Here is a 25,699-nt window from a genome sequence, read left to right on the forward strand (position 1 = left end):
GGCCGCAGCTCGCCGTCACTCCCGCTGCTTCGAGTCGATGACGAGGGTCACCGGACCATCGTTGACGAGGGCGACTTCCATCATGGCGCCGAACTCGCCCGTTTGCACCGGCCGGTCGAGCGCGGCCGTGAGCTGGGCGATGAACTGCTCGTAGAGCGGCTTCGCGAGTTCGGGCCGGGCGGCGGCGGTGAACGAGGGGCGCGTGCCCTTGGCCGTGCTGGCGTGCAAGGTGAACTGGCTGATGAGCAGAATGCCGCCGCTGATGTCGGCCACGGAAAGATGCACGTGGCCTTCCGGGTCGTCAAAGAGACGCAACCGGACGATTTTCTGCGCCAGCCATTCGCCATCAGCGCTGGCATCGGCGGCCTCGATGCCGACGAACACGAGCAGGCCGCGGCCGATCCGGCCGGCGACGCGGCCGGCGATGGTCACACTGGCCGACGAGACACGTTGGACGACGACGCGCATGCTTTCTTCTGTAAGGGCGTCCCTTGTGGACGCCCGCGGGCGCCGGCAAGCGGCGCCCCTACAAGGTAGGATGATTAGTTTAGAATTCCTGGTGCGGCTCGACCTCGGCGTCGTAGTTCACGCCCGGCAGGCCGAAGCCGAAGAGCTTGAGGAACTCGGTGCGGTAGCCGGCGATGTCGGTGAGCGCGGCGAGGTTCTCGGTCGTGACCTTCGGCCAGATTTCCGAGACGGGGTTCTGGATCTCGGGGCGCATCTCCCAGTCGTCCACGCGGACGCGGCCCTCGCTGTCGAACTTAAGCGTGCTGCCGTTGTAGAGCTGGGTGGCAAAGAGCCGCTGCATCTGCTCGATGCAGCCCTCGTGCGTGCCCGCGGCCTTCATGACCTTGTAGAGGATGGAAATGTAGAGCGGCACGACCGGGATGGCCGAGCTGGCCTGCGTGACCAGCGCCTTGTTGACGGAGATGAAGGCGCGGCCGTTGCCGTGGGCCTTGAGCTTCGCGTCGATGGCGCGGGCGGCGCGCTCGAGGTCGACCTTGGCGCGGCCGATGGTGCCGTCCTTGTAGATGGGCCAGGTGTGCACCGGCCCGATGTAGGAATAGGCGACGGCGGTCGCGCCGGGCGCCAGCAGCCTGGCGTCAGCCAGGGCCTGGATCCACATCTCCCAGTCCTCGCCGCCCATGACGGCCACCGTGTCGGCGGCCTCGGCCTCGTTGGCAGGCTCGATGGTGACCTCGCTGACGATGCCCTTGTCGGGGTCGACAGTCTTGTTGGTATAGGGGGCGCCAAGGGGTTTGAGGACGGACTTGTGGACGGCGCCGGTCTTCGGGTGCGTGCGGCGGGGAGAGGCGAGAGAGTAGACGACGAGGTCGATCGGGCCGCCCATGTCGCGGGCGATCGTGGCGATGGCCTGCTGCTTGATGTCGTCCGAAAAGGCGTCGCCGTTGATGTTGCCCGCGTAGAGGCCGGCGGCCTGGGCGGCGCGGGTGAAGGCGATGGAGTTATACCAGCCCGGGGTGGCGGGACGGCCCTCCTCGGACGGGCGCTCGAAGAAGATGCCGAGCGTGGCGGCGCCGGAGCCGAAGGCCGCGGTGATGCGCGAAGCCAGGCCGTAGCCGGTGGAGGCGCCGATGACCAGGACCCGCTTCGGGCCGTTCTTGATCGGGCCCTTGGCCTTCACATGGTCGATCTGCTGCTGGATGTGCGCGGTGCAACCCGTGGGGTGGGCGGTCACGCAGACGAAGCCGCGGACCTTCGGTTTGATTATCATGCGACGGCCAGTTTTTCGGCCCGCCCGTCAGAGACAAGAGTCAAGTTACGGTCCCGAAAATTATGCTCGCCACACCCGCGGCACTTGCCCGCAGCCAAGGCTTGAATGGTGGAACCCGGCCTCCGGACGGGTTGCTTGGCGTGCGTCATCCAACCTGTCCGGAGGCCGGGTTCCACCTTGGGTCTATTTCCCGAGCAGCACGATCGTGCCCTCGGCCTTGGGCACGCCGCCCTTCTTCTCCAGACTGATGGCGAAGGCCGCGGCCTGCGCGACGGGCTGGTCGGGCTTGAAGGCGAGCGTCACCTTGCCGTCGGCCGCCACGTGGAAGACGCCGCCATTGACGGGATCCTTGTAGGCGGGGTCGACGATCCAGATCTGGTAGTCCTGCGTGTCGGCGATGGCCGGCAGCTTCTCCATCGTGAGCAGGCCCGCCTGCTGGCCGGGGTCCCACACGGCGATGACCTGGGCTTCCTTGGTGTTGCCGGCGAGCGAGGCGAGAGCGGAGATCTTGAGGCGGGAAAGGTCCTCGGCGCGGCGCAGCCTGTTGCCGAGCTCCGTGATCATGGTCTCGGCGAGCAGCGAGCGCTGGCTGAGCTGGGTTTGCGCCAGTTTGTAAGCGACCTCGGCGAGCTGGCGCTCGGTGGTGAGGGCGGTGTTCTCGTCGCGCAGGGCCAGGTTCTGGGTGAACAGCCACGTGGCGGCCACCGCCAGCGCGGCGGCCACGGCCCACGGGGCGAACCGGAGCAGCGGGAAAGCGATGACCTGGCCGCCGGCGGGCTCGCCCGCGGCCGCGAGGATGCGGTCCTTCAACCCGGCGGGCGGCTCGACGGGCGGCGCGGCCAGCGCGAGGGCGGCGGTGCTCTCGGCCAGGGAATCCGCCAAGGCGCGCAGATCGGTGTTGCCCGCCAGCTCGGACTCGAACGCGCTCCGCTCCGCGCCCTCGAGGAGTCCGAGGGCGTGCAACGCGGCGAGTTCTTCGTGGCGTTCGGTGATCATAGCCGGGCGGGAAGGGTGTCGCGGAGCTTCAGCAGGCCGCGGCGGATGCGGGCCTTGATGGTGCCGAGCGGCTCCTTGAGCCGGGCGGCGATTTCCTGCTGGGTCAGGCCGCCGAAGAAGGCCAGCTCGATGGCCTTTTGCTGCTCGGGGGCGAGCTGCGTGAGTGCGGCACGCACGGCGCCGGCCTTTTCGCGGACCCAGAGGGCGCCGGCCGAATCGGTGTCGCCCCCGATGGCGGCGGGCTGGAGATCGGGTGCGGATTCCGCCAGGAGCTCGGCGCGGCGCTGCCGCATGCGGAGGCGGTCGATGGCGCGGTTGCGGGTCAGCGTGGCGGCCCAGGCAAAGACGGAGCCGCGGCCGGTGTCGTAGGTGGCGGCCTTGTGCCACAGCTGGAGGAAGACATCCTGGGCGACATCCTGGGACTCGCCGGCGTCGTTGAGCACCCGGAAGGCGAGGGAATAAAGCGGCTTGGCCAGCAGGTCGTAGAGCCGCGCCAGGGCGGCCTTGTCACCGCGGGCCATGGCGGCCAGCAAAGCGGCCTGCTCGCGGCTGCGGTCGTCGCCGGTCGTCGGGCTGGTGGCACCTCCCGTCATGCGGCCGGACGCGACCGGCCCGCGCCGGAAAGGCGCGACCGCGAACAGCGTAAGCGCACAGGGACGGGCCAGAAGCATTGCATGACAGTTACGCGCGGGTTGAGCGGGAAGATGCCTACGGTTTTGATTTGGCCGGGCTTGGCAACTGCAATGCGCGGCCCGCTCAGAGCAGGGTGAGAAGCAGCCCGAGCGCCAGCAGGCCCGCCAAGGCGGCGAGCATGAACCGTTCGTTGCGGGTGACGGCGAAGGGCATATCAGAGGCCGATGCGGGTCAGGTTGGTGAGGATCTCCCGCACCAGCGGTTCATCCTGCAGCTCGGCCCACGGCCGGTTGCTGGAGATGCGGACGAAGAACTGGTCGCCGGGCCGGCGGAAGCCGTATTGCAGCGCGATCCGGAACAAGGCGGGAATCGAATAGGGATCGCGGTAGCTGATGACGCGACCGTCGTAGATGTGCCAGAACCAGACGTTCTGCGAGAACCCGGCGTTGTTTTTGAAAATCCGGTGCTCGCCGGGAGAGATGATCAAGCCCGGCACGGCGGGTATCTCGTGGGCGTCGGCCACCGGCTGGGCGGCCCAGCCTGATCCCGGCCAGCAGGCGTCGGGCGTGTGCGAGGCGACCCGGCTGACGGAGGTCTGGCCGGGTGCCCAGTAAGCGACATAAACGGTGAACTGTGTGAACTGCCCCGAGCCGGCCGGCCGGAGGTAAGTCCGCTCCATCAGGTGCGATGTCTGCAGGACGTCCGCGAACTGGTAGAGGTCATTCGGGGTTCGCACTTCCCAGTCATCTGCCTGGATCGGCAGCAGGGTGCCGAGGTCGGGCGGGATCACGCCCTCGTGGTTGGCCGGGCGCGCGCTGCTGACATAAAACACCCCGAGCGCCAGCGTGGCGGACGCGGCGGTCCAGAAGAAGCCCAGCGACCAGCGCGGCAGGGCGGGGGCCACGGGCGGCGCGAGAGGGACGGTGGTGGTTTCCTTCGTCTCGAGCAGGATTGCCAGGCCGGCGAGAATGGCGGCAGTGACCCCGAGGATGGCAAAGCCCGTGGCGTCATGCCAGAAGCCGCTGATGTCCTTGCCCGCGTTGGCCATGAGCGTGAGGGTAAGCGAGCGCAGGAAATTCATGCCCAGGGCCAGCAGCGGCGCGACGATGATCAGCACGAGCCGGCCGGCCGGCCGGCGCACCAGCCACCCGGCAAAGAAGAATCCGGCGAAGACGCACGAAAGGAGGCTGCGGATACCGCTGCAGGCTTCCTCGACCCCCACTGTCGTCGTGGCCAGCTCGATGAGGTTGCCATGCTGGCGGGCCGGCACACCGAGCAGGTGCAGGGTCTGGAGCACGCTGCCGGTTACCCAGTGCTGGAGAGCGAGGGTGAGGCGGGCATAGGTGCCATCCGGCAACGGCGAGGCCAGCACCCAGAGGAAGACGGCGGTGAGGCTGATCCAGTTGAACGGCACCAGCCGCATCCGCGTGTCCGCCAGGAGAAGCACGCCGGCCAGCAGGAAGCTGGCGAGGGCGAGGGCCAGCAGCTGACAGACCACGGCATGCGTCCACGCGAGGGTGGCGGCAAAGAGGCCGGCGAGGGCGAAAAAAATGAAACCAGCGGCACCGGCGGCCGCGACCGCCAGGACGGACAGGCGGCCGGGAGGCACCCAGCGCGGGGTGCCGTGGCGGCGGCTTTCCCAGACCAGCAGCAGGAAGATGACCGGGACAAAAAAAGCGTGCGAGAGATCGGGATTGGTGCGCCATTCGGGCCACAGCAGCCAGCTATAGGCGGCCATCAGGCCGAACAGCAGGGCGATCACGGCGACGGCGTCCGCCGGCGGGCGGGCGGAGGCAGGAGGTTGGGCGGGGGCAGCCGAGGTCATTTCGCGGAAGGGGCCGGGCGCTCCAAGATGGCGTAGATGACTTCGGTCGGCAAGGGGACCAAAGGCAGGCTGCGGGTGAGGCGCGAATCGGCGGCCGGGGTCTTGAGCAATTCGCCCAGTCCGCGCAGGGCCCGGGCATCGGAGCCGGTGAACTTACCGATCCGGGCCGCGATCTGCCGGGCGTGCTCGGTGTCGCCGGACAGCGTGGCCGCGAGGTAGGTGGCCTGATAGAGTGGCACGGTGTTGGCGTCCACGGGCAGGTTCGCCGCGGTGAAGCGCGCGAAGAAGCGGGCGAAAAGGGCCGGGTCCGGGTGGTTGATCAGGTTGGCGCAGAATTGGGCCACGATCCGCGGGATCATCTCGTAGTGGAGCAGCGCCTCAACTTCGGGACCGGCCAGCGCCGGCCACTCCTTGGCTTGATACACGCGCAGCCGGAGAAAGGCCGCCTCGTCGGGCTGCAGGACGCTGCCGTAGGCGCGAAGCATGCTGCTGGCCGCGTCGGGCTGGTCGTGCCGGAGGAGGCGGTCCACCTGGTAATAGGGAATATAGCCCGCCGCCGGCTGCCGCTGGACCCGCGTGAGTCGCGGCAGGGCGCGGTCGAGGTGTTGTTGCAACAGGAGCTGCTCAATGCCGATCAGCTCGGTGCACCACACGGGCAGGTCGGGATTTCTCGCCAGCACGGTGCCGAGGCAGTCGGCGTCGCCGGTCTGGCGGCAGGAAAACAGCAGGGCGTTGAGCCAGGCGGTGCGGTCCGCCGGGTCCTCGTTCAGCATGGTCGTGGCGAGGCCCTTGATCGGGGTGTAGGCGGCGCGGGCCAGCAGGGTGCGGAACCAGATCTGGGCGGTCGGACGGCGCTGTTCCGGCACGTCATGCATCAGCCGTTCGTAAATGTGGTCCGCCACCGTCGGCTGCGCGGCGGCCTGGCTGAGGGCGGCGAGCGCCAGGCCGGCCTCGTAGTTGTGCGGGTCGAGCTGGTTGACCATTTCCAAGGACAGCAAGGCTTCCTGGTATTTGCCGGCCTGCAGCGCCTGCTGGGCGCGGGCGGCGTAAAGTTTTTCCTGCGCGGCCCGCAGTTCGCCCCAGCGCGGGGGCCATACCACGGTCAGGTAACTGGTATCGTAGCGGGCGGCGCGGAGGGCCGCGTATACGGCGAAGGTGCCCGCCAGGTAGAGGACCAGGCCCAGCGCCAATGCCAGCAGCACGGCCCGGCCCCAGAAAGGGCGGACGCTCTCTGCGTTGACCCCGCAACGCCAGCCCTGCGGCGTCTGGGTCAGCAGCGGGCAGACCCGGCGGAAGCGCGCGGGCTGCCGCCAATAGATGATGGCTTCGCAGCGTGAATCGAGGGCCTGGCCCGAATCGCTGTAAGTCTGGCAGGGGCAGTCATCCCGGTGCGCCCCGCGCATTCGGAACCAGGTCTTGCGGGTGTTCCAGTAGAAGAGCGCCCACCAGAAGCGAAAAAAATCTCCGAGCCATCCGGTCACACCCTCAAGCTAGGGGGGCGTCGTCGGGCCGCAATGGGCAATTGTAACCGTGGAAGTTTTTGACGGCGACGTTCCGGGGAGTATGTTCCGAACCGCATCCTCCCATGAAATCACTGACCCAAATCCTCCTCGCCGGTGCCGCCTCGCTCGCGGTGCTGGGCCTCGGGCAAGCCGCCACCGCTGAAGTGGGCCAGGCCGCGCCTGACTTCACCCTGACCGACATCAACGGCAAAGCCCGCTCCCTGGCGGAATTCAAGGGCAGGACCGTGGTGCTCGAATGGGTCAACCCGGACTGTCCGTTCGTGCAGAAACACTACGACCACAGCGGCAACATGCCCAAGACCCAGCAGGCGGCGATCGCTGACGGCGTCGTATGGCTTTCCATCAATTCCACCGCGGCAGGCAAGGAGGGCGACTATGACCCCGCGCAGGTGAAGGCCTGGCAGGCGCGCGTGCATTCCGCCGCCACCGCCTATTTCCGCGACCCGGACGGCAGGGTGGGCAAACTCTACGACGCCCGCACCACGCCGCACCTGTATGTCATCGATCCGGCGGGCACGCTGGTCTATGCCGGCGGCATCGACAGCATCCGCTCCAGCAAGGTCGAGGACATTGCCAAGGCCACCAACTACGTGAACGCGGCCCTCGCCGACCTGAAGGCGGGCCGGCCGGTACGCACGAAGAATTCCCAGCCCTACGGCTGCTCGATCAAGTATTCCAACTGAGCCGGGATCGTGCGGCTCGAGGTGGAGCGGGTTGACCTCAACACGCTGGCACTACTCCGTTGGGTTCCGACCCACCCCGTCGCTTCGCGCCATCAGCCGTCGCCGGGCCTATGGCCGACAGGCCCCTCTCCAGCGGGAATTATCGCCGGCGTTGGTTTGGGTCCCCTCTGGAGAGGGGTGCCCGGCAGGGCGGGGTATGTGCTCGGGGTATTCTATACCTGACGGAGTAGTGCTAATGTCCCGTCAGATCAGTTCGCTGCCTAATCTCAAGAGACCAATTTCCGAATGTAGGAGCCTGCTTGCAGGCGATTTTGACCCGCGAAGCCAATCCCCACGTCTGAATCGCCTGCAAGCAGGCTCCTACAATATGAACCGAACTTGTCTGACACACCCTGGTTTGGGAGCGGACACGCTGAAGCGCATTGGGATCAACTCGCTCCGCCTTTTAATGGGGCGCGGAGCCTGCAGGTCCCGGCTTTTTTGTCGGCCGCGACATGCCAAGCAGCCAGGCGATAAGGGCGTAGGCGGCGCTGGCCAGATGGGCGCTCGTGGCAACCCGGACCGCCGGGTCGTCGAACCGGATCATGCCACCGCCGCGTCCGCCCTGGGCGCTCTCGAAGATGACCTCGCCGACATAAATCACGAGCACGGCGGGCCAGAACCAGTCCGTCCAGTTCCGCTGCCAGCCCTGCAGCGCGAGAAACAGGAGCAGGCCCAGGTTGACGGCGCTCAGCCCACCATAGAGGAGCATGGCTGGATCGAACCAGTAAAGCGCTGCCGTGATGAATGCGGGCAGTGCGACAAGGCCCACGCGACTGAACACGGGATGCCGGGCCTCGAGCAGCCAGCCAAGGATCACTAGGAGGCCGGTGTCGGCCACGAAGTGGGGCCAGCCGAAATGCACGAAATGTCCCGTCCAGACCCGCCACCATTCGCCAGCGGCCACCGCCGCGCGGTCATAGAGCAGGGCCGGGCGCCAAGCCGGGTTGAGCTGGATGACCAAGGCGACCGCGGCGGCGGCAAGGAAAGTCCAAGGAGGAGAAACCTGAAACCCGAGACCTGAGACCTGAAGGCCGGACGAGCCGGTCGGCGGCTTGATTCCCTTTTCAGGTTTCAAGTTTCAGGTCTCAGCCCTGTGCGCCGAGCGCCCGATGACGGCGAAGGAAACGGGCAAAACCGAGCAAGCTCAGGGCGCCATAGAACCACAGGCTGGGCGCGCCGCCACCCCCGCCGCCGCCGCTGGTCATAGGCGGTGGTGGGGGCGGCGGTGTGGTTACCGTGAGAGCGGCGTTGTTACTGGTGACCGAGCCGGCGTTGTTGCTGACCGTTACGCTATAAGTGCCGGCGTTGGCGGTCTGGGCGCTGTTGATGGTATAGGTGGCGCTGGTGGCGCCGCTGATATTGTTGCCGTTGAACTGCCACTGGTAGGCGGTCGCACCGGTGGCGGTGACCGTGAAACTGGCCGTGCCGCCCACGGTGACGGTCACGCCGACCGGCTGGGCGGTGATGACGGGCAACGTCGGCCCGGAGGACGTGAGGCTGAGATTGACGGTGATCCCCGCCGAGTCGGCCCCGTTGCCGTCGTTGTTGTTGAAGCCGTCGACGGCGATGAAATAGGTGGTGCCGCCGGTCGCGGTGAAGGCCACGGAACTGGCCTGCACGATGCCGGGGTTGATGTCATCATTGCTCGCGACGGTGGTCAGGTTGTTGAGAGCGCTGCCGGTATAGACCCCGAGGGTGGTGTCGAAATAGCTGCCGCGGGTGTCTAGCGTGACGGGACCGGAGGCCGCGGCGGTCCATTTCCACCAGACGGAGCGGCCGCCACTATTGCCCGCGTGGTTGGGCTCGCCGGCCTCCTTGGTGGCGTTGGTGTTGAAGCCGGTGACGGTGACGGCGTTGTTGGTGGGAGTAAGGTTGATGGCGTTGGCGAAGTTGTCGTTGGCGGGTATGCCGGGCGGTCCGTAGAGATTCTGTACGCCGGTGATGTCGTCCGTCGCCAGGGTATCGAGATCGCTGATTTTGCTGTTCATGATGGCGATGACGGTCTGGCCGGCATCATCCGGGTGGTCCAGGCCGAGCAGATGGCCCATCTCGTGCAGCGAGACGCGCTTCAGGTCGACCGTGTTGCCTTGGCGGGGGCCATCGTAGATGCCCCAGGTCCGGGCCGAATTAAACAGGATGTCCCCTTCAGTGCGCTGGTTGCCGAGGGCCCAGGTGGTGGTGACGGCCAGGACGTTGGTGTCAAAGGCCTGGCCGAATACGTCGGCGGCGAAGACCAGCTCGTTGACATGGTTGTGGTCGGTGGCCGCGCCGGCGGCGGCGGTTGTGGAGGTGATCTGCAGGTCGCCGAGCTGGGCATTCCACTTCTGGGCGGAGGCCTGGGCGGCGGCGTTGAAGGCGGTGGTGCTCCCGGCCGCATCCAGCTTGATCTGGATCGCGATCGAACCGGCGGGCCACTTGATGGGCAGGCCGGTGTCCTTGTTGGTGATGTAGGCGAAGCCCCAGGCGGAGGCGGCGCCCAGCAGGCCGGTCGCGAGGACAAGCGCGGTCCGGAAAGGATTAATTTTCACGGGAGGAAGAGGAAGCGAGTGCGGCGGCCCGGGCCCGGATTTGCGAGATGAAGACGGCCGCAGTGAGCGGCCGGGCGGACGGATCCTGCCGCACCGTCATGGCCGGCTCCATGGGCTGCGCGACATCCTGCAGGCTGTAAAGCAGCCGGCCGTTGCTGCGCATGACATAATCCTGACCGGACTTGGCCTCGTGCATGACGGGGTAGACCCCGTGCATCAAGGCGACGAGGGGAAACATTTTCCGCTGCTCGCCGTGGACAAAGAGCACCTGCTCGTCACCCGCGTGGAACTGGGGCATGCCCTCCAGCACCAGTTCGTCCTGGCCGATGCGGCCGCCAATCAGGTCGAGCACCAGCGGTGAGGGCGGTGCGCCCTTGATGACGTCGCGGATCTCCAGCTCCACCCTGGTGCTGATGTAGCGACGGCCGTCGGTGGTTTGATGCCACTCGGGGGTGGCGGACGTGACCACGGCGCGCACGATGTAGTCGGACTGGGTGATGAGCGAGTCGATGTCAGGCGCCTCGACGGTCGTGGCCGAAAGGCGCAGCGACAGCAGGAAGGCCAGACCGAGAAAGAGGGATCGGCGAGCGGTCATGGGTAGATATCAAGACGGCGGAACGGGCCCAAGGTTCCGCACTTGTGTGCCGGCATTCCTAGTAAAACGGCCGGCGGGAGGTCAAAGTCTAATTGGTAACAGTTTAGACCGTGATTGAGAAAAGCTCCACGTCCAGCCGGCCCTCCGCCACGCGGGTGGTGGGGCCGGTCATCCGGATGGCAAAATCGGGGGCGATCTCGATGCCGATGCGCCCGCCGGGCATGTGCACGGTCAGCTTGGCGTCGACGAGGCCGAGCTTGTGCGCCACGGCGGCGGAGGCGCTGGAGCTGCTGCCCGAGGCCAGCGTGTAGCCGGCGCCGCGCTCCCAGATCTCGATCCGGACGTTCTGCCGGTCGAGCACCCGGAGGAACTGCACGTTGATGCGGTTGGGGAAGTTTTTGTGCACTTCGATGTCCGGGCCGTATTGCTTCGCCAGCGCGGCCGAGATCTCCGGCAGCACGATCACGCAGTGCGGATTGCCGATGCCGGCGGCGTTGAACGTGAACTCGCGGCCCTGGATCGTGAATTTTTCCCCGAGCACCTCGCGCACCGGGCCGGCGACGGGGATGCGGTCGCTCTGAAAAGTGACGCGGCCCATCTCTACCGTGATCAACTGGCCGTGCTGCAGGACGCGGGACTCGACGACCCCGCCGGGGGTCTCGATGGTGAAGGGCTGGTCGCCGGCGAGCTTCTGGTCGTAAAGGTAGCGGGAGAAGATGCGCAGGCCGTTGCCGGATTTCTCCGCCTCGGAGCCGTCCGGGTTGAAGATACGGAGGCCGAACCGGGCCTGCGAGGCGCGGAGCGGCCCCCAGAGGATGCCGTCGGAACCGGCGCCGAAGTTGCGGTGGCAGATGGCGCGGATCTGCTCGGGGGTGGGCTGCTCCCAGCCGGGGTAGTCGGCCGGGTTCATCACCAGGTAATCGTTGCCGAGGGCGTGGTATTTGAAAAAGCGCATGGGAAGAGCAAAGGCTAGGGATAAACAGTGAGAGGACGGAAGTGCGAAATGGAGGCGGGACCATCAGTCTCGCGGGTTATTGGCCACGACGCCTATGCCTCGCGGGACTGATGGTCCCGCCTCCAACAAATCCGGCTCAGCTGGCGGCGCGGGCCTTGACGCCGTAGCCGAGCAGTTTGCGCTCCTTGATGAACTCGGCGACCTTGGCCGGCACCATCTTCTCCCAGGAATCGTCCCCGGCCTTGATGCGTTGGAGGACGTCGCGCGAGAAGATGCTCAGGTGGTCCGGATTGTAGCCGACGATGCAGTCGAGATTGTGGTTCTCGAGCAGGTGGGCGTAGAGGTTGCGGAGGCGGTCGTTCACCTGCAGGTTCCGGGCCGTGATCATGACGCCGGACGAGAACGCGTGGCTGGTGCCGCCGTGGCTTGCGGCGCTGGCGGGATTGCCGCTGGCGAGGTAGCTGTCGTAGGCGGCCTGCCGCATCGGGTAGACATAGAGTTTCACCGCATGGCGGAACATGCGGCCCATCGACTCGAGAATGCCGCCCTCCAGGTTCTCATAATACTTCTCGTTGAAGATCTCGAGGAGGTTGTTGATGCCCATCGCCACGCCGATCATCTCCTTCGTGTAGCGGCGGAAGTAGGACACGAGACGGTAGAACTCCGAGTAGTTCGAGATGAGCGTGGTGAAGCCGATGTGGCCCAGCATGTCGACGCGGGCGAGAAAGTCGGCGGCGTCCAGGTCGCCCTCGGAGAGGAGGTTGTTCATCGTGATCTCCATGAGGACGATCATGTCCTTCCCCTTGACCATGGGCTCCTGCATGAACTGCGCGGTGGCGCAGGTGAGCATGTCGACGTTGACGTGCGTGACGGGCCGGAAGCTGCCGCGCTCGACGAGCACGGCCTGGTGGTGCAGCGCCTCGGAGGGTTGCAGCACCTCGCCGTCGGGGGCGAACATCACGGCGTTGGTCAGGCCGTATTGGACGAGGCGGAGCGAGAGCAGGCGGTTGTCGACGGCGCCGAAGGCCGGGCCGCTGACGCGCAGCATGTCGATCTCGACGCGGTCGGTGCCGATGTTGTCGGCGAGCGACTGGATCAACTGGGACGGATCATGGGCGTAGTTGAAGGCGCCGTAGATGAGGTTGGTGCCGACGATGCCGAGGGTCTGCTGCTGGAGGACGTTCTCCTTGTCCCACATGCGGACATGGATGATGATGTCGCTCGGCTCGGCGCCGACCTCGTGCTGGAAGCGGACGCCCAGCCAGCCGTGGCCGTCATTGGGGCCCTTGAAGCTCTTGGCGACGACGGTGTCGGCGAACACGAAGAACTTGGTGCGGTCGGCGCGTTTCTCCGCGAGGCGTTCGATGAGCAGCCGGTATTCGTGGTCGAGCATCGTCAGCAGGCGCTCGCGGGAGACGTAGCGCGGGGCCTTGCCGTAGATGGCGTCGCTGAAGGTCATGTCGTAGGCCGACATGGTCTTGGCGATGGCGCCGGAGGCGCCGCCGACCTGGAAGAAGATGCGGGAGACCTCCTGCCCGGCGCCGATCTCCGCGATGGTGCCGTAGCGCGTGCCATCGAGATTGATGGTCAGCGCCTTGCGGTTGGTCGTGAGCAGTTCCTTTTTCTCACTCATGGTCGGACTATATAGGCGGGTTTGCCCGCCCAAGGGAAGGCTAGGTATGTCACAATCGGATGCTAGCAGGGAAAATTAAGCTCCCGGGCGGATTATTTATCACGATCTTATGCCGGTTTGCCCCGCGACCGGCCGGTCGCTTTTCGCTGGCGGAAGCGGGGGGCTTGCCTAGGTTCGCCCCCATGAAGAACTTCTTCACTTCTTTCTTTGCCACCCTGTCGGCCATGGTCGTTTTCCTCATCGGTGGTTTATTATGCTTCTTTCTCCTGATCGGTTTTCTGGCGGCCCTCGGCGAGAAGAAACCGGTGGCGGTGCAAAACGGCTCCTACCTTGTGTTCGACCTGGCGGCGAACATCCAGGACGCACCGTCGCAGGTCGAGGGCCTCGACCAGTTCATGGAGGCCTTCGGCAGCCGGGCCCCCCGCCACCTGCAGCTGCGTGAGGTCACCCGCGCCCTCCAGGCCGCGGCGAAGGACGACGCCATCAAGGGCCTTTACCTGACCGGTTCCTTCCGGTCCGAGGGCTACGGTTCCGGGTTTGCCGCGCTGAAGGAAGTGCGCGAGGCGATCGAGTCGTTCAAGGCCGCGGGCAAGCCCGTGAAGGCCCACCTCGATTTCGCCGGCACGCGCGAGTATTACGTGGCCTCGGTGGCGGATGACCTTGTGCTCGACCCCTACGGTGCCATCGAGATGCCCGGCCTGGCCTCGCAGCCGATGTTCTTCACCGGGGCGTTTGAGAAGTTCGGCATCGGCGTGCAGGTCACGCGCGTCGGCAAATACAAGAGCGCCGTCGAACCCTACCTCCTCAAGCAGATGAGCCCTGAAAACCGCGAGCAGATCCAGAAGCTGCTCGACGACGTGTGGGGCACCCTGACCGCCAGCATCGAGACGGCGCGCAAGCTCCCCGCCGGCGCCCTGCAGAAGGCGGTCGACGAGAAGGGCCTGATCCGGGCCGACGACGCCAAGAAGCTCAAGCTCGTGGACCGCACCGCCTACCTCGACGAGATGCTCGATGAATTGAAGGCCGCGACCGGCCGGAAGGGCAGCAGCCAGCCGTTCAAGCAGATCGCGATCAAGGATTATGCGCGCCTCGTCTCGACGGGGGGCGTGGCCGCCAAGCGGTCGGGCGAGGGCCGGATCGAGCTCGGCGCGGGCGGCAACGGCAAGATCGCCATCGTCTACGCCGAGGGCGAGATCGTGGACGGCACGGGCAACGACGACGGCTATCTTTACGGGGAAAAAACCGCCCGCATGCTCCGGCAGATCCGCCAGGACGACAGCATCAGCGCCGTCGTGCTCCGCGTGAACAGTCCGGGCGGCAGCGTCACGGCCTCCGAGGCCATCCTGCGCGAGTTGCGGCTCATCCATAAGGACAAGCCCGTCATCGTTTCGATGGGCACCGTCGCGGCCTCGGGCGGCTACTGGATCTCCACCGCCTCCGACCGGGTCTTCGCCGAGCCGGCCACCATCACCGGCTCGATCGGCGTCTTCGGCATGTTCGTCAACTTCCAGGGCCTGGCCACCGACAAGCTCGGGCTGACCTTCGACACGGTGAAAACCGGCCGCTTCGCCGATGCCGCCACCGTCATCCGGCCCAAGACCGAGGCCGAGCTCGCCATCTTCCAGTCCTCCGTGGACTGGGTCTACGACCAGTTCATCGGCAAGGTCAGCGATGCCCGCAAGCTCGACCGCAAGGTGGTCGAGGAAATCGCCCAGGGTCGCGTCTGGTCCGGCCGCGAGGCGCTAAAGCTCAAGCTCGTCGACGAGATCGGCGGCCTGGCCGATGCGGTCAAATACACCGCCACCAAGGCCGGGCTCGGGGAGAATTTCCGCGTGACGGAGTATCCGCACAAGAAGCAGTTCGCCGAGCAATTCACCGAGGCGCTTGAGGGCCGCCGCCACGAGGAGTCCTTCAGCGGGCCGGTCGGACAGTTTGTCCGCGAGATGACCGCCGAGGTGAAGTCGCTCAGCCGGCTGAACGACCCGCGCGGGCTCTATGCCCGGCTGCCCTTCGAGCTGCGCCTGAATTGATTTTCCCTCATGGAGGCGGGACTATCAGTCCCGCGGGCTGCCTGTAGGGGCGGCGCTTGTCGCCGCCCTGGGCGTCCACAAGGGACGCCCCTACATCATGCCGCACCCCTCTCCAGAGGGATCCAAGCCGGCGTTTTCGCAAATCCCCTCTGGAGAGGGGTGGCGCAACGCGCCGGGGTGTGTTGATGGCGGCCTGCTCCGAACGCAACAGTTGCGCCCAAGGGCGCGACCCACATTGTTCAAACCATGGCTCAGGACTACACTCTCACCAAGGACTGCCCCGCGACCGTCATCCCGGCGGGCGACAAGGTCACACTCAAGACCGGCACGAACGTCTTCATCACGCAGACGCTCGGCGGCAACGTCACGGTGCGCACCGACCTGGGCCTGTTCCAGATCGCCGTGGCGGACACCGGCGCCATCGGCGGCTACACCGCCAAGTCCGAACAGGCCGCCGCCACGGCCACGGAATTCAGCGAGCAAGCGGTGTGGGACGCGCTCAAGACCTGTTTCGATCCGGAGATTCCGGTCAACATCGTCGATCTTGGCCTCGTCTATGACCTCGCCGTCGACAAGACACCGGCGGGCAAACACATCCTCGAGGTGAAGATGACGCTGACGGCGCCCGGTTGCGGCATGGGCCCGGTCATTGCCGAGGATGCGCGGGCGAAGATCGCGCAGCTGCCGGACGTCGAGTCCGCCAAGGTGCACATTGTGTGGGACCCGCAGTGGACCCCGCAGATGATCTCCGACACCGGTCGCAAGGTGCTGGGGCTGGAATAGCAATTCCACGGCGAGGTCGCCGTGGCTCCAACAGGAGGATTGCCCTCCAACTGGAGCGCGGGCGACCCCGCCCGCGAGGCGCTACAGCGGTTTAAGCAATAGCGTGGCCGCAAAAGGGTAGGGCGGAGCGGCCCGCTCCGCCGTGCGTGGGCCAACCAAGTCTCGGCGCACCTGGCCGGTGCGCCCTACCACCGGAACTGCGACGGTGCGAAGTCAGGCATTCACTGGAGGCGGGACTATCAGTCCCGCGAGGCATAGGTAGCGAAACTGCGAACCCGCGGGACTGATAGCCCCGCCTCCAAATCTCTCAATTCCTCCCGGGTTACGGCTGCGGCAACATGCCGCGCCATGATTCCGATGCAGGAAAGACCGTTCAGGATGCGTCGGGTGAGCTTCTTCTCGCCCAGGAAGGCTCGGGTATCGTCTTCCGACCTTTCGGGAAGGCGTGCTGACCTTTGGGAGACGCGTCTCCCAAAGAAGGTCACGCGATACCCCAAGAGGGGAACGCCATACCCGAAGAAAGTCACGCTCGACCCGAAGCGGGAGACGAGCAACCCGAAGCGGGAGACGCGTCTCCCGACGAAGGTCACGCGATACCCAAGGGGGGAGACACACAACCCAAAGCGGGTTACTCGATACCCGAACCGGGTAACGCGATACCCGACGCGGGACACGCAATACCCAAAGAGGGAGACGCGATACCCAAGCCGGGGAGCGCCATACCCGAAAGGGGACTCACAATACCCAAAGGGGGAGACACGATATTTACCACGAATGCCACGGATGGCACAGATTCAGGAGGTGGCCACAAAAGGCTCAAAAGGCGCAGAAACCAAACCCATCGGATGTTTATTCCCTGTGGGTTCAATACCCCGGAGCTTGCTCCGGCTTGGATGGAGGCGGGACTATCAGTCCCGCGGGTTGCGGTCACGCGATGCATGCCTCGCGGGGCTAATAGCCCCGCCTCCATTTTCCGAATGCCCCGGGGCTTGCCCCGGGGATCTTTACTGAGGTTCGCAAGCTAGCCTGACACACCCCGGCGCAGTGCGCCACCCCTCTCCAGAGGGGACCCAAGCCAAGGCGCAAGGGAATCCCCTCTGGAGTGGGGTGCCCGGCAGGGCGGGGTGTGTTGGAGCGCGCGCCAGATCGAGACGGATTACCGTCAGGCTGACAGGCGAGTCTTAATAGTCAGCCGGAGTGCGTCGGAGAATTCTTGTTGCCCCAAGGTCGGTGGAAGCCATCCTAGGGATTGTCCATTCGTCGTGTTACGGGCCAGCGACCGATGGCGAAACTTCTGGAACATGATGAATGTTTTTCGAGCGACCCGGCTTGGTTCACTTTCTGACGTTTTCATCGGGGATGATGCCATTTCTGGGGCCCCGCTTTCTTTAACCACGCCCGGTGGAACGAGTCGTGACTTTGAATATGCCGATCGGCTGAATCAAATGGCGACGAAGCGTCTCATGTCGGTTATTTCGCGGAGATCGCTTTTGTGATCCCGCTCCACTGCAACGCCATCCCCATTTGAATCAGCCGACACGCGTCGGCATATACAACGTTCGGCAAGACTCATGCGAATCGCACTATCCATTCTCATGCTGGTTGCGTTGGTCGGGCTTGCAGGCGCAGCACAAAAGAAGGTGCCGTTCGGTCCATTTGATATCCGCGATTGGAAAAGCGTTGACGTTGTGACCGGCCGGCCCGCCACTCAGGCTGATATCGATGCGGGACGTGCGGTGTTCCTCGTCGATGGTCCGACTCCATCGAAGCCAGTGGACGTTGGTCTGCCCCGCTGCGCAATTTGGCATAATCGCGCAGTGAAAAAAGACATCCCGGTCGTTGTGATTCAAGCGGAGGAAGTCGCGGGAGGCCTGCAGATGGCCGGTGTCCGGTTTCTAGCGGGCGACAAGACTGTGTGTCTGTTGAAAGATTTGATCCTGCTCGCTGGCCCGGACGAGCGTTTTGGCACAAAGGAGCCGAACCACTCTCCAGAACCGCCGCCAAGCGCGGTTCACTGAAACGTTAGGCAAGAAATATGAAGCCCATCACCATGCTACGGCCTGCTCATCTTTATTATCGGCCTGCTCCCACTGGTTGTCCCATGAGAGAAGCGCCGAACAAGCCGCCAGAGCCAATGCGCGGAAAGGGACCGTAATTCTCATGAATTACCTTCGCTCCACATTTCGCCTAATTTCAGGTTCACAGCGCGCTCGCCCGCGCGCGGCTCACCGCTAACGTTGGGCAAAAGAAAATGAGCGAAGCTACCGAAAAGTTGGTCATTCTGGGTGAAGTAACGATACGCGCCGTCGCTTCGGATGAGGATCCTTACGGCCAGAACGGTTTTTCTTCGTTGAGCGCGCAGGTGCTCGCGTCGGACAAGACCAGTGCTGCGGCTCTAAAGAAGTGTTTCGCGAGCAAGGCGTCTGTCACCATTAGATGCGGAGCGCTCGAAGTTGCTGGCCGTATTGATCGATGCGACGAGAAACTACCCGGGGTCGCGAGCATGTCAGTGGATGAGATCCGCATCACGAAATCGAAATGAAGAACGAGCCCAACCACCCGACGGAACCACTCTCGCCAAGCCTCGGTGGTTCATCTTAACGTTAGGCAAAGACACTACCCCATGACAACACACGTAAACTACCGGGACATTCCGAAAGAAGAAAGAAAGCGCCTTGAGTCCGAGGCGATTCATCGGACACCGAGGCTACGCACTGTGCGGTTTGCTGCGGTCTTTCTTCCGGTTCTTTTTTCCGGCCTTCTTGCCAACTACATTGTGCCCAGTAATGGGCCGTTTCTATCCCGCTTGGCTGTTGTAGTCGTGTTTGCGCTGATTCTCGGCGTCAGCATCTGGGAGACTCTTGGTCGGCCGAGGCTCAAGATAGAAGTCGAGAAACTGAAAAATGCCTAACCAACCGTCACAGCCAACCCCGCCGAGCCGTCGTGGCTGAGCTGAAACGTTCGGCTTGAACATGAATCCGCGCAGTATTACCCGTTGGTTGGCCAATCTGTTTTTCATTACGTTCATTGCGCAGGTGCTTTGGAGTGGCCTTCAGTCCGGCAGAGACGGCGTTGCGATGGTTTTCAATTTGGCGGCCGCCGTGTATTATTTGTGGATGATGAACACCAGCGCCGTTGATCGACGCTGGCAAAAATTCGTGGCCCTGGGTCCATTGCTTTGGGTCGGCGTTCAGGTGTTGGTGTTTAGCCAAAGACTAAACACCCGCGCTAGTATCGGATCAGGTGAGCCCGCCGTGCGTGTTTTTGCGGCATCCGAGATTCCGCTTTTTCTGGCGGGTGTATTCTTTGTGGTGCTTTACTGGTGCTTTGCCGGCGAGCCGAACCACCCGACGGAACCACTCTCGCCAAGCCGAGGTGGTTCATCGTAACGTTAGCAAGAAATGAAATCACTCATCGTCTCCCTGAATGTTGGCGGAGCCCTTTGTTTGCTTTCCGCGGTCTCGGGCATTTCGTCATTCGTTACCTCGAACAGTGGTTACACGGTCACGTATCACCAGAGCTATCTGTCGCGAGGATATGTCACGTTGTTTGGATGCGCGCTGCTCTATCTCGCGTGGCTCGTTTCTCGCCGGCATATCATGGCCTGGCGCTTGATGTTTTTCGCCCAGGGAGCAGCCTGGGCGAGTTTTGTCGTTGGAGGGTCACTCACGGTTGGAAGAGAGTATCCTCAGGCATCCAGTCGCGATACTTTGCTCTTCGCCTTGTTGCTCACGGTAGTGTCCTTGCCCGTCGCCCTCTATTGGGGCTTCCGGTGGCGCAAGCAGAAGCCACACTTCGACATAGAGCCAAAAAATGGCTAACCAATCGCCACAGCCAACGAGTGCCGATGGCCCATGTGGCTGACCTCAACGTTGGGCAAGAACGATGACACGAGACGACCTACAACGGCGTATTGCAGACTATCGCAAAGAAGGGCGCTGGAATGCCCTCGTGTTCTTCACTCTGCTGTTCGGTGTGTTGGTTGGTGACGCGGTTGCTCCTCAGGATTCTCTCGCCGCGCGCATTTTCTCTCATACTTTCTACCCAGTCGGATTCGGCCTCTTTCCAGTGATGATTGTTTACAGTCTCCTGCGGATCTGGATGAAGGGGCTCGTATGCTCTCATTGCGGAGCGCGCCTAATGGGCGAGCTTGGCGAGAAGGCAATTAGCACCGGAAGATGCTGGAAGTGCGAATCGAAGATTTTCGAAGAATGAAGACGAACCCAACCAGTCCTCACAGCCAACTCCGGGGAGCTGACGCTTCCCTTCGTGGCTGACCCGAAGCGTTCGGCAAAACATGGCTATCTACAAGAAAGCTCTCCTCGCGGCACTAAGCCCGGCGCTGCGAGCGCAGCAGTTCAAGAAGCTTGGCGCGACCTGGGTGCGAGACTGCGAAGAAGTTTTTTGCGTTCTGAACGTCCAGACCTCGCAGTGGAGCGAGCTATATTATTTCAATGTTGGCGTATCGGTTAAGGCGCTCTTCACGGGAGCAAAGCCGAGTTTTTACGACTGCCATTTTGGCGAGCGCATTCCGCAGGGAGACGAGGTCGAGGTTTATGGCGATCTTGCCGACTTCAGTGGCGAGCGACCCAGCGCCGCAGAGCGAATTGAACGGTTGGCGGATATGATCCCGGCTTCTGCTGTTGCATGGTTTTCGCGCCATGACTCGGCCGAGAAGCTACGTGCGCGAGCAAGCGACTCCCCAAAAACGACCGTAGCTCTTCGGCATTCCCTAAATCAGGGGGGCTGCGCACAAGTGAGAGAGCCGAACCACTCGACAGAGCCACTCTCGCCAAGCCGAGGTGGTTCATCGTAACGTTGGGCAAAGAAAGATGAACGCCACACCCAAGCGTTTCTCGATGCGCTGCTCCGCCTGCAAAACGGAGACCGTGTTCGATCAGCCATACGCCTACCACGCGGGCTTCTCCGACCAAGGGTTTCTCTACGACGACGCGGGCTCTCTCACGCTTGTCTTCGGTGCATACGATCCGAAGTTCGCTTCGGTCTTTGGCCATCTGATGCCGTGGGCGAAACCTTCCTCGCCAAGCCTCGGCGGTTCATCGTAACTTTCGGCAAATCGACGACAGGCATCCATATGAAGAACACTTTAATCGCTATTTTGCTTCTTGGGCCAGGCTGGCTGTTCGCGAGTTCCGCGCCAATTAAACTGGGTGGCGAGACCGACTATGTCGCGACGGCTGTGGCTGATGTTGGTAGTCCGTATGCACCGAATTTGACTTCATCCACCGGCTCATACGGGGACAAAGGAGTCCGGGTCTTCTTTGGATATTTTATGCGGAAAATGGAGCCGGCGAACCTTCCAGCCACACTTTCCCTTCTACAACTTCGATTGGCACAAGTGCTCGGGAATGATCGGTGGAAGACATCACTGCGTCCCGAGTCCGCATCCGAAAGTGCAAATCCGAAATTCTTTTTTTCAACAGGGACGCGAGGGAACGAAACATTGGAGGTCTATGTGATCTTGTTCCCGGCTGATGATGGCGTCGTTAAGATCGCCTACGAACAACGCAGAAGCTTTCCGGAGCCGAACCAATCGGCGCAGCCAACCCGGCCGACGGGTGGCTGATCAAAACGTTCGGCAAGGAAATACTTTAAGGAGCCACCCGTGAAGACGATCGTGAACTACGTAGCCTTTCTGTTGGCGCTGATGATGGCGTTCATGACCATCAAATATCCGGAGAATGTGCGTGGTTTGTTGGGGCAAGAGCTAAGCGATTCGGCTAAAGCCACAGACAGGATTATTTTGGGAATCCTCGTGATTGGCACTGGATTCGCCGCGGTGAGACAAGGAATCAAAGATTGCCGTTCCCGTAAGAACAAGAAAGCGCCTAACCAATCAGCACAGCCGCCTCGAGCCTCCGGTCCGCTTGACTGAACTCAACGTTGCGCTGCAGTATTACCATGGAGTTTGGCGTATTCATAGTTAAGCGCAAAAATTCTCCCCAACGAAAATGAAACCGATAAGGATTACCGCACGACCGAAAGGTAAGTGCCTTAGAGGAAGGAGATAATCCGGTGACGATTCTTTGGGCTGTCGGGCTGATTCTTTTGGCATATTTGGCTGGTTCCATTCCTACCGGCTACTGGATGGGGCTGACCAAAGGCATAGATATTCGCACCGTCGGCAGTGGCTCGACTGGAGCGACCAATGTCCTTCGCAGCGTCGGCAAGAAAGAAGCACTCGTTGTATTCATGGTTGATATCGCCAAGGGATATCTTCCCGTCTGGTGGGCGATGACGTTGGAACCATCACTATGGTCGAGCCTCGGTCTGCCTCCTTACACGATACCAGTCGTGATAGCACTCATGCCTGTCGTCGGTCACAGTCGCTCTATCTTTCTAAAATTTACGGGCGGTAAAAGCGCGGCAACAGGGCTGGGAACATTCCTGGCTCTCAATCCTCTGGCAGCAGGCATAATATTTGCGGTATGGATTATTGTTTTAGCCGCCTCGAAGACTGTCTCTCTGGCATCGACTAGCGCATCTGCTGCGGCACCGTTCGTCTCTTATTTCTGCGGAGCACCGCCAGCGATCATCGGCTTTTCCGTCGTCGGCTCCCTCTATGTCATCATCAGACATCGCTCCAATTTGAAGAGATTGATGAGCGGAACAGAACCGCGTATCGGCAGAAAGTAGAGGACATAGATTTTCCTGCGGGTGCAATCGCCGAAGCAAAAAAGGAGAGCCGAACAAAACGGGTCAGGTCGCGTATGGTGTGATCGCCCGGCCCTGCTGGGTCGCGGCTCAGCAGGAGCCGAGCCCTCCGAAGATTCTCGCTGGCTCAGGCCGTCACCGTGTCGAGCGAGCAGCTCTCCACGGGGGTCTCGCAGTTCGGGCGGGCGATGATGCCGGGGTAGGGTTCCGTCGCGAACAGCTTGGCCGGTTCGGTCAGTAGGTGGGTGTCACAGACGGCGAAGAGCTCGGCCTCGGTCATGGCGCGGCGCATCTCGTGCAGGAACCTGCCCTCGGCATCCACGCTCTGGCCGACGAAGTTCAGGTATTTCTTCATCTTGGCGACGTGCGCCTTCTCGGGGATGTCCGGGGTCTGGGTCTCGCGGTAGAGGCGGGTGATGTATTCGCGGACGTCAGCGAGGGTGGGGGCGAAGACGGAGGACGGAGCACAGAGGACAGAGGACGGAGGGCAGAGGACGGAGGACGGTGGCGGGTTAGGGACAACCCGCCCTGCCGGATCAATTGCGGTCGGCTGGGAGGCCGACCCTCCAGTTAAGCGCGTCCGGAGACCGCGCTCCACCTCGAGCCGTTCGCGGCATTGCCGGAAGATCCACGGGTTGCGGATGGCGTGGCGGCCGATCATGACGCCGGCGGCGCCCGTCTCGGCGAGCACGGCGGCGGCCTTATCGGCGGAGGTCACGTTGCCGTTCGCCAGCACGGGACAGCGCACGGTGCGGACGGCGGTGCCGATGAAGTCGTAGTGGACGTCACTGCGGTAGCCTTCCTTCACGGTGCGGCCGTGGACACTGAGCAGATCAACGCCGTGCTTGTTGATGAGGCCGAGGACGCGCTCGTAGTTTTCAGTCGAGTCGAAGCCGATGCGCATCTTGACGGTGAACAGGCCGGGCACGGCGTCGCGCAGGGCGCCGATCAGATCGTTGATCTTGGCCGGGTCGCGCAGGAGGCCGCCGCCGACGTTCTTCTTGTAGATCTTGGGCGCCGGGCAACCCATGTTGAGGTCGATGCCGGCGATCGGATACTGGAGCAGCTCCTTCACGGTGCGGACCATGTCCGGCACATGCTCGCCGATCAGCTGGGCGAAGACAGGGCGGCCGGTCTTGTTCTCGACGATGGAGCGAAGGATGTGTTTCTCAGGGCGCGACTGACCGTGGACGCGGAAGAACTCGGTAAAGAAATAGTCCGGCGCGCCGTAATGCGCGGCGACGCGCATGAAGGGCAGATCGGTGACGTCCTGCATCGGCGCCAGCGCGGTGAGCGGCTGGCCGGCGAGGATGCCTGCAGGCAGGCGAGAGGCCAGAGGCGAGGGGCGAGAGGTATTATTGACCACAGATTTCACGGATCGGCGCGGATAAATACCCAGGCGATTTTCTTACAGGAGGACGCAGAGGCAAGGCAGGAGGTTCGGGTTGGGCTTGGATCAGAAAATCGTTCTCGTTCTCATACTCTTAATCGTTCTCTCGGCCCCTGATAGGTGAGAACGATTAAGATTACGAGAACGAGACAAACAATGGGGGAGCTTAAATGCCTCACTGGTCTCCCTCGTCCTTGGGCTCTTCTTTCTGCTGCTTGAGGACGCGCTCGAGGATTTCGGACATGTCCTCCACGAGGTCGAAGACCTTGCGGGCGACGAAAATCGGGCGCTTCTGCTGGAGGGCGAGGACGATGGAGTCGCTGGGGCGCGCGTCGAGTTCGAGGAACTTGCGGCCGAGCTCGTTCTGCATGTGCAGGATGATGCGGGCGAAGTAGGTGCCGTCGTTGACGTCGTTGATGATGATGCGCTCGAGGCCGATCTCGAAGCCCAGGAGCAGGTGGCCGATGAGGTCGTGGGTGAGCGGGCGCTCCTTCTTGACGCCGTTGATCGTCATCGAGATGGCGCTGCCGACGCTCGGGTCCACGTAGATGACGAAGGTCTTGTCCTCGTTCCCGAGGAACACGGCGCAGCCGTTGGCCGTGGGCATCAGGCCTTTGATGGAGACTTCGACAATGTCAGCGGGCATGCGGGAAAGGTGCTGGTGGCGGGGAAAAGTGCAAGTCAGGGGGTAATGCGCCGTCTGTCTGTAGCGGCGGTCTATGACCGCCGGCGCCAAACACGGCGCTCATAGAGCGCCGCTACAGCAAGGCTAAAAGCCATGTAAGGCGATGCCCCAGGCCCTGGCCTGCGCGAGCACGGCGGGCTTTTCCAGGACGATGACCTTGCCGGCCTCAAGCGCGGCGGCGTGGAGGCCGGCGGCGTGCATGGTCTCGAGGGTGCGCAGGCCGAAGACCGGCACGTCGAAGCGGAAGTCCTGCCTGGCCTTCACGGTCTTCACGAAGAGGGTCTCGTCGGTCTTGAAGGTGCCGGCGCGACGCAACATTTCGTCAGTGCCTTCAAAGGCCTCGACGGCAAGGACCGTGCCCTTGCGGACGACGCAGCCCTGGCCGATGTCGAGGCGGGCCATCTCTCGGGCGATGTGGATGCCGTGCTGAACGTATTCGTCGTCGATGCCGAGCTTGCCGGTCATGGCGCCCGCGGTGGCGAGCTGATCGTCGATGAAGGCGCGGGCATCGAGCAGCGTGACGCCGAGTTTCTCGATCTCGGCGGCGATGGCGCCGAAGATGGTCTCGGCATTGCGGCGCTTGAGGGAAAACAGGATGGAGGCCGCCTTGAGGTCGGGCACGAGGCCGTGGAAGAGTTTCTTGGGCTTCACCTGGCCGGCCATGAGGGCATAGCCGGCACCGAAGGCTTTCAGGGTGTCGAGCATCTTGCCAACCTGGCCGACGTTCAACGTGACGCGTTCGCTTTCCGGGAAGCTCGCGATGAGCGGGGGCTCGGTCTCGTCGTCCATGGCAATGAGCCGCAGCGGCACGCCGGCGGTGCGGATGGCGGCGGCGGTGATGACGGGATAGTTGCCGCGGCCGGCGATGAGGGCGACGGGGCGCTGGGCGTCAAAATCCTTGGGCAGGAAGGCGGACATGAAAAAGGGCTGAATGACTGAAGGACTGAAAGGCTGATGATCCCAAACGGCGGGGCGATCCGAAAAGGCG

General features: G+C 63.4%; 28 protein-coding genes. 14 read left to right on the top strand and 14 right to left on the bottom strand.

What is annotated here, in order from left to right:
• Window positions 1–15 precede the first annotated feature (15 nt).
• The 6 genes from dtd to BLU29_RS15355 form a co-directional block, all read right to left on the bottom strand.
• Window positions 16–468, bottom strand: a complete 453-nt coding sequence (dtd, locus tag BLU29_RS15330) for a D-aminoacyl-tRNA deacylase (protein ID WP_091059725.1) — start codon at window positions 466–468, stop codon at window positions 16–18.
• A gap of 79 nt (window positions 469–547) precedes the next feature.
• Window positions 548–1,735, bottom strand: a complete 1,188-nt coding sequence (fabV, locus tag BLU29_RS15335) for an enoyl-ACP reductase FabV (RefSeq protein ID WP_091059728.1) — start codon at window positions 1,733–1,735, stop codon at window positions 548–550.
• A 183-nt stretch (window positions 1,736–1,918) separates the two neighbouring features.
• The gene (locus tag BLU29_RS15340; RefSeq protein WP_091059730.1) at window positions 1,919–2,731 is read right to left on the bottom strand and encodes an anti-sigma factor; all 813 of its coding nucleotides are present in this window, start codon (window positions 2,729–2,731) and stop codon (window positions 1,919–1,921) included.
• Window positions 2,728–3,402, bottom strand: a complete 675-nt coding sequence (locus BLU29_RS15345; RefSeq protein ID WP_091059732.1) for a sigma-70 family RNA polymerase sigma factor — start codon at window positions 3,400–3,402, stop codon at window positions 2,728–2,730. The genes BLU29_RS15340 and BLU29_RS15345 overlap by 4 nt, the downstream gene beginning before the upstream one ends.
• A gap of 176 nt (window positions 3,403–3,578) precedes the next feature.
• Window positions 3,579–5,189 (bottom strand): exosortase/archaeosortase family protein, encoded by a 1,611-nt coding sequence (locus BLU29_RS15350; protein ID WP_091059735.1) that lies wholly within the window; start codon window positions 5,187–5,189, stop codon window positions 3,579–3,581.
• Window positions 5,186–6,670, bottom strand: a complete 1,485-nt coding sequence (locus BLU29_RS15355) for a hypothetical protein (protein ID WP_091059737.1) — start codon at window positions 6,668–6,670, stop codon at window positions 5,186–5,188. The genes BLU29_RS15350 and BLU29_RS15355 overlap by 4 nt, the downstream gene beginning before the upstream one ends.
• 104 nt (window positions 6,671–6,774) lie before the next feature.
• Between BLU29_RS15355 and BLU29_RS15360 the strand changes: the two genes are divergently transcribed.
• Window positions 6,775–7,395, top strand: coding sequence for a thioredoxin family protein (locus BLU29_RS15360; protein ID WP_091059740.1), 621 nt, complete (start codon window positions 6,775–6,777; stop codon window positions 7,393–7,395).
• Between the two features lie 445 nt (window positions 7,396–7,840).
• Here BLU29_RS15360 and rrtA read toward each other — a convergent pair whose 3' ends face one another.
• The 5 genes from rrtA to BLU29_RS15385 form a co-directional block, all read right to left on the bottom strand.
• On the bottom strand, window positions 7,841–8,512 hold the full coding sequence (gene rrtA / locus BLU29_RS15365; protein ID WP_091059743.1) for a rhombosortase: 672 nt from the start codon (window positions 8,510–8,512) through the stop codon (window positions 7,841–7,843).
• A gap of 10 nt (window positions 8,513–8,522) precedes the next feature.
• The gene (locus BLU29_RS15370) at window positions 8,523–9,965 is read right to left on the bottom strand and encodes a matrixin family metalloprotease (RefSeq protein ID WP_091059745.1); all 1,443 of its coding nucleotides are present in this window, start codon (window positions 9,963–9,965) and stop codon (window positions 8,523–8,525) included.
• Window positions 9,955–10,560, bottom strand: a complete 606-nt coding sequence (locus BLU29_RS15375; protein WP_091059748.1) for a hypothetical protein — start codon at window positions 10,558–10,560, stop codon at window positions 9,955–9,957. The genes BLU29_RS15370 and BLU29_RS15375 overlap by 11 nt, the downstream gene beginning before the upstream one ends.
• A 103-nt stretch (window positions 10,561–10,663) precedes the next feature.
• Window positions 10,664–11,515 (bottom strand): diaminopimelate epimerase, encoded by an 852-nt coding sequence (gene dapF, locus BLU29_RS15380; RefSeq protein WP_091059749.1) that lies wholly within the window; start codon window positions 11,513–11,515, stop codon window positions 10,664–10,666.
• Window positions 11,516–11,651: 136 nt separating this feature from the next.
• Window positions 11,652–13,148, bottom strand: a complete 1,497-nt coding sequence (locus BLU29_RS15385; RefSeq protein WP_091059752.1) for a nicotinate-nucleotide adenylyltransferase — start codon at window positions 13,146–13,148, stop codon at window positions 11,652–11,654.
• A 182-nt stretch (window positions 13,149–13,330) separates the two neighbouring features.
• Here BLU29_RS15385 and sppA point away from each other — a divergent pair, with 182 nt between their 5' ends.
• The 13 genes from sppA (at window position 13,331) to plsY (ending at window position 22,618) form a co-directional block, all read left to right on the top strand.
• Window positions 13,331–15,178, top strand: coding sequence for a signal peptide peptidase SppA (sppA, locus tag BLU29_RS15390; protein ID WP_091059755.1), 1,848 nt, complete (start codon window positions 13,331–13,333; stop codon window positions 15,176–15,178).
• 246 nt (window positions 15,179–15,424) lie between these two features.
• The gene (sufT, locus tag BLU29_RS15395) at window positions 15,425–15,961 is read left to right on the top strand and encodes a putative Fe-S cluster assembly protein SufT (protein WP_091059757.1); all 537 of its coding nucleotides are present in this window, start codon (window positions 15,425–15,427) and stop codon (window positions 15,959–15,961) included.
• Between the two features lie 1,571 nt (window positions 15,962–17,532).
• Window positions 17,533–17,979: a hypothetical protein gene (locus BLU29_RS15405; protein WP_091059762.1), complete on the top strand. Its 447-nt coding sequence runs from the start codon at window positions 17,533–17,535 to the stop codon at window positions 17,977–17,979.
• Window positions 17,980–18,212: 233 nt separating this feature from the next.
• Window positions 18,213–18,503, top strand: coding sequence for a hypothetical protein (locus BLU29_RS15410; RefSeq protein WP_091059763.1), 291 nt, complete (start codon window positions 18,213–18,215; stop codon window positions 18,501–18,503).
• 81 nt (window positions 18,504–18,584) lie between these two features.
• Window positions 18,585–18,872, top strand: coding sequence for a hypothetical protein (locus BLU29_RS18200; RefSeq protein WP_157693928.1), 288 nt, complete (start codon window positions 18,585–18,587; stop codon window positions 18,870–18,872).
• 61 nt (window positions 18,873–18,933) lie between these two features.
• Complete coding sequence (locus BLU29_RS15415) at window positions 18,934–19,350, top strand: hypothetical protein (protein ID WP_091059766.1); 417 nt, start codon at window positions 18,934–18,936, stop codon at window positions 19,348–19,350.
• A gap of 12 nt (window positions 19,351–19,362) precedes the next feature.
• Window positions 19,363–19,782, top strand: coding sequence for a hypothetical protein (locus tag BLU29_RS15420; RefSeq protein WP_091059767.1), 420 nt, complete (start codon window positions 19,363–19,365; stop codon window positions 19,780–19,782).
• A 64-nt stretch (window positions 19,783–19,846) separates the two neighbouring features.
• Complete coding sequence (locus BLU29_RS15425; protein WP_157693929.1) at window positions 19,847–20,176, top strand: hypothetical protein; 330 nt, start codon at window positions 19,847–19,849, stop codon at window positions 20,174–20,176.
• An 82-nt stretch (window positions 20,177–20,258) separates the two neighbouring features.
• The gene (locus BLU29_RS15430) at window positions 20,259–20,777 is read left to right on the top strand and encodes a DUF4304 domain-containing protein (RefSeq protein ID WP_091059773.1); all 519 of its coding nucleotides are present in this window, start codon (window positions 20,259–20,261) and stop codon (window positions 20,775–20,777) included.
• Between the two features lie 16 nt (window positions 20,778–20,793).
• The gene (locus BLU29_RS15435) at window positions 20,794–21,027 is read left to right on the top strand and encodes a hypothetical protein (RefSeq protein WP_091059774.1); all 234 of its coding nucleotides are present in this window, start codon (window positions 20,794–20,796) and stop codon (window positions 21,025–21,027) included.
• Window positions 20,985–21,548, top strand: coding sequence for a hypothetical protein (locus BLU29_RS18205; RefSeq protein WP_157693930.1), 564 nt, complete (start codon window positions 20,985–20,987; stop codon window positions 21,546–21,548). Before BLU29_RS15435 ends, BLU29_RS18205 begins: the two co-directional genes overlap by 43 nt.
• Window positions 21,549–21,587: 39 nt before the next feature.
• Window positions 21,588–21,857: a hypothetical protein gene (locus BLU29_RS15440; RefSeq protein WP_091059777.1), complete on the top strand. Its 270-nt coding sequence runs from the start codon at window positions 21,588–21,590 to the stop codon at window positions 21,855–21,857.
• A gap of 140 nt (window positions 21,858–21,997) precedes the next feature.
• A complete protein-coding gene (gene plsY / locus BLU29_RS15445; RefSeq protein ID WP_197677731.1) occupies window positions 21,998–22,618 on the top strand; it encodes a glycerol-3-phosphate 1-O-acyltransferase PlsY in 621 nt (206 codons plus the stop codon).
• A gap of 145 nt (window positions 22,619–22,763) precedes the next feature.
• On the opposite strand, the gene BLU29_RS15450 is transcribed toward plsY, so the two are convergent.
• The 3 genes from BLU29_RS15450 to lpxI form a co-directional block, all read right to left on the bottom strand.
• Window positions 22,764–23,912, bottom strand: a complete 1,149-nt coding sequence (locus tag BLU29_RS15450; protein ID WP_091059778.1) for a tRNA-dihydrouridine synthase family protein — start codon at window positions 23,910–23,912, stop codon at window positions 22,764–22,766.
• Between the two features lie 289 nt (window positions 23,913–24,201).
• Complete coding sequence (locus BLU29_RS15455; protein ID WP_091059781.1) at window positions 24,202–24,672, bottom strand: bifunctional nuclease family protein; 471 nt, start codon at window positions 24,670–24,672, stop codon at window positions 24,202–24,204.
• 123 nt (window positions 24,673–24,795) lie between these two features.
• Entirely contained in the window at window positions 24,796–25,629 is an 834-nt protein-coding gene (gene lpxI / locus BLU29_RS15460; RefSeq protein ID WP_091059783.1) for a UDP-2,3-diacylglucosamine diphosphatase LpxI, read from the bottom strand.
• Between the last annotated feature and the right edge of the window lie 70 nt (window positions 25,630–25,699).

Origin of the sequence: Opitutus sp. GAS368 (genome assembly GCF_900104925.1) — a bacterium.
Lineage (GTDB): Bacteria > Verrucomicrobiota > Verrucomicrobiia > Opitutales > Opitutaceae > Lacunisphaera.

Bases quoted from the DNA above. Each gene is read 5' to 3' on its own strand.
- dtd (WP_091059725.1), bottom strand. From the start codon at position 468: ATGCGCGTCGTCGTCCAACGTGTCTCGTCGGCCAGTGTGACCATCGCC.
- fabV (WP_091059728.1), bottom strand. From the start codon at position 1,735: ATGATAATCAAACCGAAGGTCCGCGGCTTCGTCTGCGTGACCGCCCAC.
- BLU29_RS15340 (WP_091059730.1), bottom strand. From the start codon at position 2,731: ATGATCACCGAACGCCACGAAGAACTCGCCGCGTTGCACGCCCTCGGA.
- BLU29_RS15345 (WP_091059732.1), bottom strand. From the start codon at position 3,402: ATGCTTCTGGCCCGTCCCTGTGCGCTTACGCTGTTCGCGGTCGCGCCT.
- BLU29_RS15350 (WP_091059735.1), bottom strand. From the start codon at position 5,189: ATGACCTCGGCTGCCCCCGCCCAACCTCCTGCCTCCGCCCGCCCGCCG.
- BLU29_RS15360 (WP_091059740.1), top strand. From the start codon at position 6,775: ATGAAATCACTGACCCAAATCCTCCTCGCCGGTGCCGCCTCGCTCGCG.
- BLU29_RS15375 (WP_091059748.1), bottom strand. From the start codon at position 10,560: ATGACCGCTCGCCGATCCCTCTTTCTCGGTCTGGCCTTCCTGCTGTCG.
- dapF (WP_091059749.1), bottom strand. From the start codon at position 11,515: ATGCGCTTTTTCAAATACCACGCCCTCGGCAACGATTACCTGGTGATG.
- BLU29_RS15385 (WP_091059752.1), bottom strand. From the start codon at position 13,148: ATGAGTGAGAAAAAGGAACTGCTCACGACCAACCGCAAGGCGCTGACC.
- sppA (WP_091059755.1), top strand. From the start codon at position 13,331: ATGAAGAACTTCTTCACTTCTTTCTTTGCCACCCTGTCGGCCATGGTC.
- sufT (WP_091059757.1), top strand. From the start codon at position 15,425: ATGGCTCAGGACTACACTCTCACCAAGGACTGCCCCGCGACCGTCATC.
- BLU29_RS15405 (WP_091059762.1), top strand. From the start codon at position 17,533: ATGCGAATCGCACTATCCATTCTCATGCTGGTTGCGTTGGTCGGGCTT.
- BLU29_RS15410 (WP_091059763.1), top strand. From the start codon at position 18,213: ATGAGCGAAGCTACCGAAAAGTTGGTCATTCTGGGTGAAGTAACGATA.
- BLU29_RS18200 (WP_157693928.1), top strand. From the start codon at position 18,585: ATGACAACACACGTAAACTACCGGGACATTCCGAAAGAAGAAAGAAAG.
- BLU29_RS15415 (WP_091059766.1), top strand. From the start codon at position 18,934: ATGAATCCGCGCAGTATTACCCGTTGGTTGGCCAATCTGTTTTTCATT.
- BLU29_RS15420 (WP_091059767.1), top strand. From the start codon at position 19,363: ATGAAATCACTCATCGTCTCCCTGAATGTTGGCGGAGCCCTTTGTTTG.
- BLU29_RS15425 (WP_157693929.1), top strand. From the start codon at position 19,847: ATGACACGAGACGACCTACAACGGCGTATTGCAGACTATCGCAAAGAA.
- BLU29_RS15430 (WP_091059773.1), top strand. From the start codon at position 20,259: ATGGCTATCTACAAGAAAGCTCTCCTCGCGGCACTAAGCCCGGCGCTG.
- BLU29_RS15435 (WP_091059774.1), top strand. From the start codon at position 20,794: ATGAACGCCACACCCAAGCGTTTCTCGATGCGCTGCTCCGCCTGCAAA.
- BLU29_RS15450 (WP_091059778.1), bottom strand. From the start codon at position 23,912: ATGCAGGACGTCACCGATCTGCCCTTCATGCGCGTCGCCGCGCATTAC.
- BLU29_RS15455 (WP_091059781.1), bottom strand. From the start codon at position 24,672: ATGCCCGCTGACATTGTCGAAGTCTCCATCAAAGGCCTGATGCCCACG.
- lpxI (WP_091059783.1), bottom strand. From the start codon at position 25,629: ATGTCCGCCTTCCTGCCCAAGGATTTTGACGCCCAGCGCCCCGTCGCC.